Source organism: Pseudomonas sp. R5(2019) (genome assembly GCF_009905435.1).
Classification (GTDB): Bacteria; Pseudomonadota; Gammaproteobacteria; order Pseudomonadales; family Pseudomonadaceae; genus Aquipseudomonas.
This window is the reverse complement of the sequence record NZ_JAAAMT010000044.1, coordinates 35,065-49,141: the sequence shown is the minus strand read 5'-3', so window position 1 is coordinate 49,141 and position 14,077 is coordinate 35,065. Positions and strand designations below refer to the sequence as shown.

Genomic DNA, 14,077 nt, shown 5'->3' with positions numbered 1-14,077 from the left:
GTAGGTACGGCGCTGTGGCTGCATGGGGAATCCGCTTGTTGGGGCCAGAAATGGTGTCCACTTAAATTAGGTGGACACCATGGCCCTCAGCGGTGGAGGCGGGAAGGTGTGTTCGCCGACCCCTTACAAAGAAACGTCATGTTCTGGGCACTGGCGTTGGCCTTGAACATGGGTTGGGAACGTGTGGACTGAGCCGAAATGTTTTTCAGCTCGTCTCGGGTGATATTTCTTGGCATCTTTCGCTACTGTGTCATGGATAAGCGCCCAAACGAAATGCAACCGTTTGGGCGTCTGGATGGCGAGGTTGAGAACTGCTCATCCTGCGATATCGACCTACTTCACCTCAAGAATGGCGGTTTCGATCCAGGAAGCGAGGTTTTCATTGATGTCTTTATAAGCACCATCGGGATCTGGGTTGTAGACGGTTGGAGAATAGGTAGTGCCATCCGTCCACTTCAGATCCAACCCTGCGAAAGGATCGGGCCCTTTCTTGCCGTAACCGGCGTTGACACATTTCACATTGTGAATGCGCACACCTACGACAGGAATGCCGAGCTCGCAGGCACGCTTGATCTCGTACTTCACCCATTTACGATTGGCAGTGTCCTCACCAATCAGTACCACCAGGCAGGTTTTACGCTTGAGGTTCTCGTTGATCCAGTCTTTCACGCCCTGCTCGGTACGCTTGATTTCTTCCCAAGTATTGGGGCTGACAGGGTCATCGCCAACCAGCACACCCATGTTTCGGACTTGCTGAACCCGGAAAACATCCTTGTCGAAGTGAAAGCTGTAAAACACGTTACGCTTAGCCAAGTTACGCTCCTTCCAACTGCTTGATGATGGCCAATACATCTTTGACGATGTGCTTGGCGTCTGCCGGATCGGTGGAGATCCGCTGCAACTTATCACCCAACCAATGATCGTCAGGTGCGAACTGGCCTGGGTCGGCGATCACTGCCTGGGAAAGTTTTTCAGCCATGAAGCCTGTCGCCGCAATCGGTACTGGGACTACACCCTGACGCACCGCGATATCGAATTCTTTCTGTACCCCACCAGCTTCTACCAACTGGCCTTTTTCCACCTTATTGCCAAACAGGAACAGGGCGATGCCAGACAGTCCAATCATCCGCTCACGGTACTGGGCCCAAAGCACCTGCAGATCTTGACCATTCGAGGCAGTCTGCGGGAAAGGACGCATTACCAGCTGGTCTTCGGAAAGCTTGTCGGGCTGTGCGTAGATCGCTTCCAGCGCACCGTTAATGACAGCGCTACCAACACCCCATCCAAAGCCATTGACCACGCGATACCCTGCCCGCACCAGGCTCGACGACAAGTCATGGATAAAATCGAGTGCCTTGCCCTTCTCCCAGTCGCCATATTCTTCAGCGCTACCAGAGATGAACACGGTCTTCTTCAAGAAGCGCTCTTCAATTGCGCGCAAAATCTCAGGGATGTCCTCGTACTCCTTGACGAGCAGTGCCTGGATACCGAAACGGCTCAAGTCCTGAACGTGCAACTCCTGCTTGCGCTGGCGGTATCGGACGGCTTCCTCATCCTCGTCCTTCTGCGGTACTGCGGGTTCGCGGCGCAGAAAGCAGTAATGTTCGCGACGAGCGTGTTGAGGCACATGCAAGCGGCTCAGGACGTAATCGAGATTCGGGTCGGTGAAACTGAAACCAATGAACAAGAAGGTCTTGGAAATCAGGTCACCGCTGAGCGCTGTGACAAAGGCCTCATGGGTCTTGTAGTACTGCTCGTACTGAGATTTGTAGAGGATCGCTTTCGTTGGCGACAACGCGTCCCCGTGCATCTTGTACACCACGGCATCGCGTTTGGGGCGGGTGGACAATAAGTCGTCCACCTGGTGCTTCACGTCCGGCAGGCGCTGGTGTTTTTTTAGCGAATCTTCAATCAGCGAGTCGTAATTGGTAGTCCAGTAGGTGCGGATCGGCAGGCGAGCTAGGATGTCGTGCGACGGGCTTGGTTCCGCCTGCTCCGAAAACTCTTCAATGATGCGACGTGCAAGACCCCCAGCACCGTTGCGGGCGTTTACGTGAAACTGCGCCAAGGCAACCAGGTCACGCTCCTTATCGACCGACAACCCAACCTCTTCTGCGACCTCTCTCATCAGTTCCGACCAGTTAACAAACCCGCTGTTGCGGGACAGTCCTGCGCCGGCAAAGACGGCTGCAACCCCTTCGTTGAGGTCTTTCACGTAACGCTTGATGAAAATCTCAATCTCTGGCGAAAACTTCTTACGCATTCGATGAAGTCCCTGCAAAAACGCTAAAGTGAGCACGCTACGCTTAAGAACTTCGCGCAGCACCATACCCGGATCGCTAAATGACGCTACGCGGTTATTTTGCGCACCGCTGCGCGACTAAAGTCTACTTGCGCGGAACTTTTGCCGCAACTAATAAAGCATTCAAACAATTGAAGCCAATTAATTAGCGACCCAAAACAAATTGATACAAATCGCCTTAAACTCAAAGTCACTACCCAAGAAATAGTTAAACTTTATAAACTCCGAGGAAAAGCAGCCGGCCTATCCGATCCGAGGCCAACTTCATTTGCTCCACAAAAGTAGACACATCGCAATCTTGTTTTCGATATTGAGGAATGGTCGCAGATATAGACCCCAACAATTTTCCCATCAATGAAAAAGGGAACGCCAATACCAAACGCCCCTAAAACGCATTCTCCATCACCGACGGACCAACCCCGCTCACGTATAGCGAGCAAATCCTTTCGAAGCTCTCTGTACGAAACGATTGTTGTGTCGGTTATCTTTTTAAGCGTCAAACCCTCTGCAAATGCAGGATCAAGGTGGGCAAGAAACGGCTTTGCCCGCACCACCGGCACCAGTTCAAATAGCTCGCGAGCTTCCGAGAACAGCCCACCTCGCATATTGGCAGCCGGGCTGCTTTCCTAGTTAAAGCAACTCAGGCTTTTCGAATATCCATCTAGGAAGCACGCGCACGGTAATTGGCATGGACATTTCCTCGTGTCAGAAGCGAGGCTTGCCAATCCCCCCAAACGGAAGCGGGTTGAACGGTTGCCGTGGTTTCATACCGCGCAGACGATTCGCAGCATCTGGAAGGTCTTCCAGATCTTCCTTCGACACGGCAGGGTACAAACCCAGATACTCCTGACCCTCAAAGCGTTCATTAGCCCTTTCCACCACGGGCAGGATTCGAACTTTGTCACGCTTCAAACCATCGAAATAGCCAAGCTCCCAAGGCATCCACTTGGAGTTGCTCGCGTTGTCTGTGGCCACGTACAGCAGACTTTCAGACTGCACCATGCGGATCCGTAGACGGGCTGCCGTTTCCTTGGTCACGTTGCCGCGATCAAGCTCCGGATCCTCCACCCAGTCCACATACACCTGTTTGCCCATGTCCTCCAGCAGCACCTTGATGCCAAGTACCAACTCCTTATCACCGATGGAGTGAGACAGGAAAATGTCGAAGGTGGTGGCCGTCTTGTACGACTCCATCGACTCGGTGATGACGGCTTTGATGCTCCGGTGGCCCTGAGCCCGCTTCGCTGCGGCGCGCGCCTCATCTTTCGTGAAAAAAGCCATGCTCTATATCCTTGCCGTCCAGTGAATATGCGCTCAACCGCATCGGACTGTGCACGCGAAAAGACATTGCGTCCATCACTGTTCGACCAGATTCCTCCTCCCGGGACGGATTGAATGACCTAGATCAAAGCAGTGAATCGCCCGTACCATGGCAGCCATAAACGGGCAGAAATGCCCAATTGCCAGTATCGGAGCGGCGGGGTAAATTCCCCAGCTTACCTGACCGCGAGGGATGTGAAATGGCAAGGAATGTGTTCTTCAGCTTTCACTTCGACAACGATTTCTGGCGTACCAACCAGATCCGCCAAATGGGCGCCCTTAACGGACAAGCCGTCTGCCGTCCCAACGAGTGGGAAGAGGTCAAGCGAAAAGGCGCCGCGTCAATCGAAGCTTGGATTGACGAAAACATGAAGGGCAAAAGCTGCGTCATTGTCCTTGTCGGCTCCGAAACCGCACTGCGTCCCTGGGTGCTCAAAGAGATCATCAAGGGGTGGAATGCTGGCAAGGCTGTGTTCGGTATCCGCATCGATAAATTGCTCGACGAAAACAGCAGAACCTCGAGGCTCGGCCCTAACCCGTTCGACATGATCGACTTCCGGGGCAAAAAGCTATCTAACTTTGTCGATCTGATCACCCCCATGGGTCTCGACAGTAAGTTGGTCTACGGCAATATCCACGCAAACATGGACAGCTGGATTGAGGCGGCTATTCGCAAGCGCAACGCCATCGCCTGATCATAAGCCTGAGCCTGGTTGACCTCCCTTTCTTTGTTTGAGCTTTAAGGATTGAGATGAGCAAGTCGTTACGGACGCATTTTTTGAAGGAGTTTCCTAAAGCGCTCAATGACGGGACAGCTGCTGTATTCGTCGGCGCCGGCGTATCCATGGCCGCCGGATATCCTTCCTGGGCGACCCTGCTCAAGGAGATTGGGGAGGAGCTCGGCGTCAACTCGAACGACGTCCAAGACCTTACTGCATTGGCTCAATGGTCAATCAGGGAGACCGGCAGCGCATCCCGAGTGCGGGACGTCATCCTGAAAGAGATCAAACCCCAGAAGCCGATCCCGCCCTCTGTTGAGATTCTGGCCAGATTGCCCGTTCGCCATATCTGGACGACGAACTACGATCTGCTGATCGAGCGCGCATTCGACGAGATCCATCGACCGTATCAGTCCATTGCCAGCGGCCCTGCCCTCGCTCGCCGGGTTCCGATGCGAGGCGCTACCCGACTCTACAAAATGCACGGCTGCGTGAACTCGATCGATGAAATCGTCATTTCGACAGATGACTACGAACTTTACCGCAGCCGTCGCGGGCAGTTTCTTCCGCTGTTCCAAGCCCACCTCACGGGGATGTCGATGCTGTTCATCGGCATCAGCTTCACCGATCCAAACATCAAGCATGTACTGTCGTTGATCCGCGAAAGCTTCATCGATGCCCCTCCCGAGCACTTCGCCATCGTACGACCGCCTCAGCGATCAGACTTCACCAATAAGAAGACCTATGAAGCCCGCCTGACTCAACACCGGCTGTGGGCTAAAGATCTGCAACGGTATGGGCTTAAGGCCGTAGAGGTCGAGCGCTACGACGAAATTCCAGAGCTGCTTAAAGAGATCGAGCGTCGGCTCGCCGCTAAGCGGATCTGGGTGAGTGGTAGCTGGCCTTTGAACGTCCAATCTGATGAAGCGCCCAGGATCTACCAGTTCGCTGAGAAGTTGGGTAAGCGCATCGCTGACACTGATCGCGACCTAGTCACGGGTGCAGGGGTTTTAGTGGGTTCTGCGTCATTGCAAGGGTTCGTTTCAGCGCTTCGCAAAGGCGCTGAATGGGATATCGATCGACGGCTTACCGCCCGCCCCTTCCCTCAACCTCTTGAAGGGCAGCAGCCAGACCGGGAAGAGTGGACAGCACTGCGGACTGAGCTGGCCAAACATGCCGGAGCGGTTGTATTCGTTGGTGGCATGAAGGTCGAAGACGGGAAGGAAAAACCAGAGATCGCCAAGGGTGTCCTCGAGGAATTCGAGATCGCGAAGAAAAGTGGTGCATACCTGCTGCCGATCGCGGCCACCGGCGGCGCTGCGGTAATCATTCATGACCTACTCAAAGGCTCGAGCATGCCCTTCAAAGGTGCCAATGCGCAGCGGCCCAGCGACAAGGAATTGAAGGCGCTTTTTAACCCAGATCTCCTCAAAACTGACCAGGGCCAGACCGAACTATTGAATATGGTGTTCACGATATTGGATCGGCTCCACGTTGTGAGCTGATTTCAGTATGAGCCCGGGCGCGTTACAGCGCGCCCTGCTCCATGAAATGGGAAACGTATCCTCTATCTCAATGGGCCACGCCGGATCACCAGGCGACGCAGATCCTTGAGCTCCACAGTCATCCCCTCCTTTTCCTGCACCGGAGTGAAGACGCCAAGCACGTAGAACGTAAAATGCTTGAACTGGTGATGCTCCGACAAAATTTGCTCGATATACGACTGGGACTTGGCTGTCTTAACGACCTCCGGAGGCACCGTAATGGTGGCCGACTTGTTCTGCGTTTTGTTGAACAGCTGGAGCTCTAGGCCGTCGCCGTTCCTAGGCAGTAGGTAGCCCCGCCCCCAATACACATGCCCGCCTACCCCCGTCTTGGCATACTCGCTGGGAAGGAAATACGAACGCAGGCTGATGACCCCACGCCCCTTGACCTCAAGCATAATCCGTTTGAACGTCTCCAAATCGAAGCTATCACGGGCTTCGCAGTAATGGTCGACAAGCGCTTCCAGGTCTTTGGATTTCACTTTGCTCTCGCGCCGTCCACCCGCTCCACCTGATGACTTCGAGTTCCCACGAGCCCTACCCTCACTTACCTGCCGAGGTGGATGAGCTCCATCGCCGGTTGTCTTGGGCATCACCTCTTCGTCATCCTGGCCAGGATCAAAGATGTCGACGATTGCTTTCAATGACCGCTTCGCCACGCGCGCCTTTGCGTCGGCGGCAGTTTCACCTTGCCGGGGTGTGGCATCTGCCTCCCCATCATCCTCCACCCACTCACAGTCCGTATGATGCTCGTAACGGTTGTTTTCTTTGAAATGTGGACGTCGGCAAATCGAGTCGTCAACCCGACCATCCTCGCTCACGTGGATGTGGTAATTGACCCCAGTGATTTGAGGTGGTGTCGATAGCTGTCGACAGCACTCTGAAGAGCAGAGAAAAAGGAAGCGACTTCGTGGTTCGGGCATCTGGAAAAAGGCCCGACGGGCAGCCGGAATGGTGACCACGTCTTTGAGTTCGACACAATAAGCCCGCGTGATCCTCCGACTCGTCCGCATACTCTCTTCTCCTTGAAAAGAGTCGAGCCTAACCAACGAGCAAAGCCCCGACAAGCCCATGCTTGAGCTCTTGAAGCATCACTCGCGGTCGTTGACGGGGGCAGTTACGCACCCAGTTGCTCGCGCCTCTCCAGCGCTTGGCGCAGCCTCAGGAAACTCTCCGGGATATCCGAATTGTTATACATGCTATCGAGTGCCCGAAGCCCCAGCGTGCCCGTCCCGCTGAACCATGTCTTCAGTTCGCCACCGTTGACCTTGGGCAGGTGCTTGTTGAAGGCCTTGAACGACAACAACGCCTCAGTGCTGGCAATTGCTTTGAACTGACGCCGCTCTTCGATCGACACCGAATCCATGATCAAGCGCTTTCGCATCGGAAGCTGGCTACGAGCGTTTGCACTGAACTGCAGCTCGGAATAGATCCACGGGGAAAAGGTTCGATCCACCCCGGCAAAATTGTTGAGTGGGATCGAGTTGCTGGTATTGAGAAAAACGAACAGCTCCGACCGGTCAATCATGGCTTGAAGGGCCCCAACGAGCATCATGTGCACACCTGCGGTCAGGTCGGTAGCCTTTCTGTAGTCGTAGACGACCCCACCTTCGGCACTTCTCTGAGGATCGGCGTAAACCCCGTTCAAGGCGTCAAGCAGGTCATGGAAGTAACCCCACACGCAGGAGTCGACAAAGACCTCTAGCCCTTTATCCCTCAGAGCAATCGCCAATTCGATCGCTTGGTCAGCATCCTGGTGCGAATGGGAAAGGAACACATGGGCCTTCTTGGCAGGGAATAAATGGTCAGCAAGCTGCTCGGCATCAATGACATCCTTGCCTTTGAATTTGCCCACCATGTACTCAGATAGCCTGTCAAAGGTACCTTTCGACTGCTCTTTGAAATCGTAGGTCTCCAGAAAAGAAACCTTGCGAAGGGGTTCGTAATCGTTCAGCTCGAAACCTACGTACATCGATCTTCCTTACTCGAAGTGTGTAGCAGCACTCAGTCGCGCATGACTTGATCTCTGCTGTGAAAGCGAATCCTGCTGCAGGGGCGCCATGTGTCCAATTCGCTAGCTGCGGGATTGTATCACTGCAGCATGGCATTTTGCCCTCAGCCAGGAGCCCACAGTTCGTAGCTTCACGCCACCAAGGGAACGCTGGCCAATCACCCTGTCTTCAACCAGGCGCTCTCCAGCGAGGCCTGAGAGACAGAACTCTACGACGTACTGTTGCTGCGCGGACGACTTGATCGCTCTCTCCAAGGCACCACGATGTAGCTGCCACCAACATCTAACCCTCGACGGCTTAGCGCCCATGATTCAGGACATCCGCTCCTGAGGTTACGCCGAGCTGAAAGCTGTACTCATACCCGGTACGGATATAGCCCGAGCGAAATTGCTGCAGGCGACAGTAACTGGTATCCGAATACGCGGTAACAAGTAAAATGGACCTCATGAGACCAGTGATGCCTACTGGATTGCATTGAGTTAGATATAGATACGGTGGTCGATGCACCAGCACCCATTTCAAGGCGCCACACGGAATAACAAGGTGTCCGTTCGGTGGAAAGTTCCAACGACGCTTAAAGGAAGCCAGCGTCCGAATTATGGACTGGGGTATGGGCTGGAATCAGACAAAACAAAAGATCCCCGAAAAATCAGGGCTTTGATGAAAATTGGCGGCGGAAGCGTGGAGATTCGAACTTGCAATCTTCCATCGCCCCCACTTGATGAATTTCCTCTGTGGGCCGTGTGTTGCGGCTCAAGCAGATCTCGATCGAGCCGAGAAACACCTCAAGCCCCCGCCTCATCATAAGCACTTACCGCTCCGCTGATGCGCCGGCCCTGTCCTGGCAAGTACCTCGGCAAACTTGGCTGGCTCACTCTGAGCCCGATGCGGAACCTTCGTCCTCCTGGCCGTTTGAGGTACACTGAAAGCCAGCCAAGACTACCCCGCTTCAAGTCAACAATCGCCAATCGAGATCGCCCGCGCCCCCGCCGCGACCGGGGGCAAAATTGGGGGCATAGCGTCAAAATTCCATCCTGAAACCGCCGCCCTAGAGCCAAGTCCAAATGTTCTTCGGCGACCCTGACAGCCTTTGACCGGCTGAAGCAACGCTCCGCTCCCACACCAGCGATTCGTATTCCAAGAAGCAGTAGAGCCCCCACTGATGCGGCAGCAACTGCCCGATCTCACTCGCCAGCTCAGTCCGCTCAGCGGCTGGGTACGCGGGACCATCGCTGACTAATCGACATTGTTCGCCTGACGGGGCTCATACGCCGGGTTAGCACCTAGCTGCCGGCAAGAACCCGCGTGCGGGAGCTGGGTGGTCATGCGTGTGCTGCAATCGACTCAAGGACCGCGCCTATCGGGCCGCCTGCACAGCTTGTTGGTCCGCATGGTAAGACGAACGCACCAGCGGCCCGGACGCCACGTTTCTGAACCCCATCGCCAAGGCTTGATCAGCAAACCAGGCGAAGGTGTCCGGATGCACGAAACGTTGCACTGACAGGTGGCTGCGCGAAGGTTGCAAATACTGCCCCAGGGTCAGCATGTCGACCTGATGCTCGCGCATGCGCAGCATCACCTCGATCACTTCCTCATCGGTCTCGCCCAAGCCGAGCATCAGCCCGGACTTGGTCGGCACCCCGGGTACACGTTGCTTGAAGTTCTCCAGCAGATCCAGCGACCACTCGAAGTCCGAGCCCGGCCGTGCCGCCTTGTACAAGCGCGGCACGGTTTCCAGGTTATGGTTGAACACATTCGGCGGTTCCTGTTCGGTGATGGCCAGGGCCACGTCCATGCGCCCCCGGTAATCCGGCACCAGGGTTTCCAGCTGGATGCCCGGCGACAGCTTGCGGATTTCGCGCAGGCAGTCGACGAAGTGCTGGGCGCCGCCGTCGCGCAGGTCGTCGCGGTCCACCGAAGTGATGACCACGTACTTCAGGCGCAGGTCGGCGATGGCGATGGCCAGGTTCTTCGGCTCATCGACGTCCAGCGGTTTGGGCCGGCCATGGCCGACGTCGCAGAATGGGCAACGCCGGGTGCAGATGTCGCCCATGATCATGAAGGTCGCCGTGCCACCGGAGAAACACTCGCCCAGGTTCGGGCAGGACGCCTCTTCGCAGACGCTGTGCAGTTTGTGCTTGCGCAGCAGTGCCTTGACCCGCGCCACCTCCGGCGAGGTTGGAATCTCCACGCGGATCCAGTCAGGCTTGCGTGGCACTTCTTCGGTGGGCAGGATCTTCACCGGAATTCGCGCCACCTTCTCGGCGCCGCGCAGTTTCACCCCGGCCTGCAGGGGCTGCGGGCGCGTGACGACAGACAGGGTTTCGTTCATGCTCATGCTCCGCCAGTCAGGTCTTCAGCCACGGTAATAACGTTGGGCCACGAACGGTGTGCGGACCACCAGCATCGGCACCAGCTTGCCGCGTACCTGGGCGAAGACTTCCGTCTCCAGCGCCGAATGCTCGCTCTGCACATATCCCATCGCCAGCGGCCCGCCCAGGCTTGGGCCGAACCCACCGCTGGTGACACGACCGATCACCTGCTCTTGCGCATCGACGATCAGTGCACCTTCGCGCACCGGCACCCGTTCCTTGGGCAACAGGCCCACACGCTTGCTGGCCACACCCTCGCGCTGCTGGGCGAAGATGCGCCCGGCACCGGGGAACCCGCCGGCACGCTCGCCATCGGCACGCCGCGCCTTGGAGATCGCCCAAGTCAGGCTGGCCTCGATCGGCGTGGTGCGTTGCTCCATGTCATGGCCGTACAGGCACAGCCCGGCCTCCAGACGCAACGAGTCACGGGCGCCCAGGCCAATGGCCTCGACCTCGGGCTCGGCCAGCAGCGCACGGGCGAGCGTTTGCGCCGCCTGCACCGGCACGGAAATTTCGTAACCATCCTCACCGGTGTAACCCGAACGGCTGACGTAGCAGTCGACACCCAGCAACCGCACACTGGCGAACTGCATGAAGGTCATGCTGCTCACCTGAGGCGCCAGGCGGACAAGCACCTTCGCCGCCGCCGGCCCCTGCAGGGCAAGCAAGGCGCGGCTGTCGAACAGCGACTCGACGTCGCACTGCCCTTCCAGGTGCTGCCGCAGGTGGGTCAGGTCCTGTTCCTTGCAGGCGGCGTTGACCACCAGGAACAGCTCGTCGTTGCCCAGGTTGGCGACCATCAGGTCGTCGAGGATGCCACCGTCATCGTTGGTGAACAGGGCATAGCGCTGCATGCCCACCGGCAGGTCGAGGATGTCGACCGGCACCAGCGCTTCCAGCGCCTTGGCAGCACCGGCGCCGCGCAGGCGGATCTGGCCCATGTGCGAGACGTCGAACAGACCGGCTTGCTCACGGGTGTGCAGGTGTTCCTTGAGGACACCCAGCGGGTACTGGACCGGCATGGCGTAACCGGCGAATGGCACCATGCGCGCGCCCAGTTCCAGGTGCAGGGCGTGCAACGGGGTTTGTTGTAGTTGTTCTATGGACATGGGTGACTCCTAGCATTCGATGATATTGACCGCCAGCCCGCCGCGGGCAGTCTCTTTGTATTTGCTTTTCATATCGGCGCCGGTCTGGCGCATGGTGCGGATCACCTTGTCGAGGGACACGAAGTGCTGCCCGTCGCCACGCAAAGCCATGCGCGCGGCGTTGATGGCCTTGACCGAGCCCATGGCGTTGCGCTCGATGCAGGGTACCTGGACCAGCCCGCCAATCGGGTCGCAGGTCAGCCCGAGGTTGTGCTCCATGCCGATTTCGGCGGCGTTCTCCACTTGCTGCACGGTGCCGCCGAGCACTTCGCACAAAGCCCCGGCCGCCATTGAACAGGCCACGCCGACCTCGCCCTGGCAGCCGACTTCGGCGCCGGAGATCGAGGCGTTTTCCTTGTACAGGATGCCAATGGCGGCGGCGGTGAGAAGAAAGCGCACCACCCCGTCCTCGTCGGCCCCCGGCACGAAGCGTGTGTAGTAATGCAGCACCGCCGGGATAATGCCGGCCGCGCCATTGGTGGGCGCGGTGACCACCCGCCCACCACTGGCGTTCTCCTCGTTCACCGCCAGAGCGTAGAGGTTGACCCAGTCGAGCACCGAGAGGCTGTCCCGAAGGCAGGCTTCGGGGCTGCTGCTCAACTGACGGTGCAAGGCCGCGGCACGCCGCTTGACCTTGAGTCCGCCGGGCATGATCCCTTCGGTGCGGCAACCGGCCTTGACGCAGTCCTGCATCACCTGCCAGATGTGCAGCAGGCCCTGGCGCGTCTGTTCCGGGCTGCGCCAGGCGGTCTCGTTCTCGGCCATCAACTGACTGATCGAGAGCCCGTGCTCGGCGCATTGCGCCAACAGCTCGCGCCCGGTCAGAAAGGGAAAACGCAACGGTGTGCGGTCCTCGACGATGCGATCGACGCCGACCGCCGCCTCGTCCACCACGAAGCCGCCCCCCACCGAGTAATACTCGCGACTGCACAGCTGCAGACCGGCCCCGTCGAAGGCGCGCAAGATCATGCCGTTGGGGTGATAGGGCAAGGGCTTGCGGATCATCGCCAAGTGCTCTTTCTCGACGAAGCGGATGCGCTTCTCACCCAGCAGCGACAACGTCCCGCTTTGCCGGATCATCCCCAAGCGGTCGGCCACCATGGAGGTCTCGACCGTATCTGGGTGCTCACCTTCAAGCCCAAGCAGCACCGCCTTGTCGCTACCGTGGCCCTTGCCGGTGGCGCCGAGCGAGCCATACAGCTCAGCGCGCACGCTTTGCACCTGGGCCAGCAAACCCTGTGCCCTGAGCCCTATGACAAAGCGCGCCGCCGCGCGCATCGGCCCAACCGTGTGGGAGCTGGATGGGCCAATGCCCACCTTGAACAGATCAAAAACACTCAGTGACATACAGGCCTCCGCCATCGTACCCAAGGGTCAGGCCGGATAAACCGGGAACAGCTTGCACAGCTCAGCCACCTGGTGAGCCACCTGGGCCTCGACGTCGGCATCGCCGAGGTGCTCGAGGATGTCGCAGATCCAGGTCGCCAGGGCGCGGCATTCCGGCACCTGGAAGCCACGGGTAGTCACCGCCGGGGTACCGATGCGCAGGCCCGAGGTCACGAACGGCGACTGCGGGTCGTTAGGCACGGCGTTCTTGTTCACCGTGATGTGCGCACGGCCCAGCGCGGCGTCGGCGTCCTTGCCGGTGATGCCCTGGCGGATCAGGCTGACCAGGAACAGGTGGTTGTCGGTGCCGCCGGAGACCACGTCAAAACCGCGCTGCTTGAAGATCTCCGCCATGGCCTGTGCGTTCTTGATGACCTGGTACTGGTAGTCCTTGAAGCCAGGTTCCAGGGCTTCCTTGAAGCACACCGCCTTGGCAGCGATCACGTGCATCAGCGGCCCGCCCTGCCCGCCCGGGAACACCGCCGAATTGAGTTTCTTCTCCAGCTCCGGATCGGCCTTGGCCAGGATCAAGCCGCCACGTGGCCCGCGCAGGGTCTTGTGGGTGGTGGTGGTGACCACATCGGCGTGCGGCAGCGGATTGGGGTACAGGCCCGCCGCAACCAGGCCGGCGACGTGGGCCATGTCGACGAACAGGTAGGCACCGACCTTGTCGGCGATCTGGCGAAAACGTGGGAAGTCGAGGGTTTTCGAGTAGGCCGAGAACCCGGCAACGATCATCTTCGGCTTGTGTTCGACGGCCAGACGCTCGACTTCGTCGTAATCGATCAGGCCGTTGGCGTCGATGCCGTACTGCACGGCGTTGTACAGTTTGCCGGAGGAACTGACCTTGGCACCGTGAGTGAGGTGACCGCCATGGGCCAGGCTCATGCCGAGGATGGTGTCGCCGGCCTGCAGCAAGGCCAGATAGACCGCTGCGTTGGCCTGGGAGCCGGAGTGCGGCTGGACGTTGGCATAGCCTGCGCCGAACAGTTGCTTGGCACGGTCAATGGCCAGTTGCTCGACCACATCGACGTGCTCGCAACCGCCGTAGTAGCGCTTGCCCGGGTAACCTTCGGCGTACTTGTTGGTCAGTTCGGTGCCCTGGGCCTGCATCACCTGCGGGCTGGTGTAGTTTTCCGAGGCGATCAGCTCGATATGGTCTTCCTGGCGTTGTACCTCGCGGCGGATGGCGGCGGACAGTGCAGGGTCGAAATCGGACAGGGTCAGGCTTTTATGGAACATGCTTGTGCTTCCTTTTTGTTCAGGTGGCAGGT

At 58.1% G+C, this 14,077-nt stretch carries 12 protein-coding genes; 2 read left to right on the top strand and 10 right to left on the bottom strand.

The window, feature by feature from the left end; translation table 11 throughout:
• Window positions 1–333: 333 nt before the first annotated feature.
• The 4 genes from GUY40_RS22605 to GUY40_RS22590 form a co-directional block, all read right to left on the bottom strand.
• Entirely contained in the window at window positions 334–813 is a 480-nt protein-coding gene (locus tag GUY40_RS22605; protein WP_256675828.1) for a TIR domain-containing protein, read from the bottom strand.
• Window position 814: 1 nt separating this feature from the next.
• Complete coding sequence (locus GUY40_RS22600) at window positions 815–2,329, bottom strand: SIR2 family protein (RefSeq protein ID WP_256675827.1); 1,515 nt, start codon at window positions 2,327–2,329, stop codon at window positions 815–817.
• A 188-nt stretch (window positions 2,330–2,517) separates the two neighbouring features.
• Window positions 2,518–2,907 (bottom strand): IclR family transcriptional regulator C-terminal domain-containing protein, encoded by a 390-nt coding sequence (locus GUY40_RS28895; RefSeq protein ID WP_166571130.1) that lies wholly within the window; start codon window positions 2,905–2,907, stop codon window positions 2,518–2,520.
• 100 nt (window positions 2,908–3,007) lie between these two features.
• A complete protein-coding gene (locus GUY40_RS22590; protein WP_256675826.1) occupies window positions 3,008–3,583 on the bottom strand; it encodes a toll/interleukin-1 receptor domain-containing protein in 576 nt (191 codons plus the stop codon).
• Between the two features lie 239 nt (window positions 3,584–3,822).
• Between GUY40_RS22590 and GUY40_RS22585 the strand changes: the two genes are divergently transcribed.
• Together GUY40_RS22585 and GUY40_RS22580 are read left to right on the top strand one after the other, a co-directional pair.
• Complete coding sequence (locus GUY40_RS22585) at window positions 3,823–4,317, top strand: TIR domain-containing protein (RefSeq protein ID WP_166571129.1); 495 nt, start codon at window positions 3,823–3,825, stop codon at window positions 4,315–4,317.
• A 56-nt stretch (window positions 4,318–4,373) separates the two neighbouring features.
• On the top strand, window positions 4,374–5,846 hold the full coding sequence (locus GUY40_RS22580; protein WP_166571128.1) for an SIR2 family protein: 1,473 nt from the start codon (window positions 4,374–4,376) through the stop codon (window positions 5,844–5,846).
• Between the two features lie 62 nt (window positions 5,847–5,908).
• Here GUY40_RS22580 and GUY40_RS22575 read toward each other — a convergent pair whose 3' ends face one another.
• The 6 genes from GUY40_RS22575 to glyA form a co-directional block, all read right to left on the bottom strand.
• Window positions 5,909–6,847: a hypothetical protein gene (locus GUY40_RS22575; RefSeq protein WP_166571127.1), complete on the bottom strand. Its 939-nt coding sequence runs from the start codon at window positions 6,845–6,847 to the stop codon at window positions 5,909–5,911.
• A 155-nt stretch (window positions 6,848–7,002) separates the two neighbouring features.
• Complete coding sequence (locus GUY40_RS22570) at window positions 7,003–7,857, bottom strand: toll/interleukin-1 receptor domain-containing protein (RefSeq protein WP_166571126.1); 855 nt, start codon at window positions 7,855–7,857, stop codon at window positions 7,003–7,005.
• A 1,397-nt stretch (window positions 7,858–9,254) separates the two neighbouring features.
• Window positions 9,255–10,235, bottom strand: coding sequence for a lipoyl synthase (gene lipA, locus GUY40_RS22565; RefSeq protein WP_166571125.1), 981 nt, complete (start codon window positions 10,233–10,235; stop codon window positions 9,255–9,257).
• Window positions 10,236–10,253: 18 nt separating this feature from the next.
• Window positions 10,254–11,378: a glycine cleavage system aminomethyltransferase GcvT gene (gene gcvT, locus GUY40_RS22560; protein ID WP_166571124.1), complete on the bottom strand. Its 1,125-nt coding sequence runs from the start codon at window positions 11,376–11,378 to the stop codon at window positions 10,254–10,256.
• A 9-nt stretch (window positions 11,379–11,387) separates the two neighbouring features.
• Window positions 11,388–12,764 (bottom strand): L-serine ammonia-lyase, encoded by a 1,377-nt coding sequence (locus GUY40_RS22555; RefSeq protein ID WP_166571123.1) that lies wholly within the window; start codon window positions 12,762–12,764, stop codon window positions 11,388–11,390.
• A gap of 27 nt (window positions 12,765–12,791) precedes the next feature.
• Complete coding sequence (gene glyA, locus GUY40_RS22550; protein WP_166571122.1) at window positions 12,792–14,045, bottom strand: serine hydroxymethyltransferase; 1,254 nt, start codon at window positions 14,043–14,045, stop codon at window positions 12,792–12,794.
• Between the last annotated feature and the right edge of the window lie 32 nt (window positions 14,046–14,077).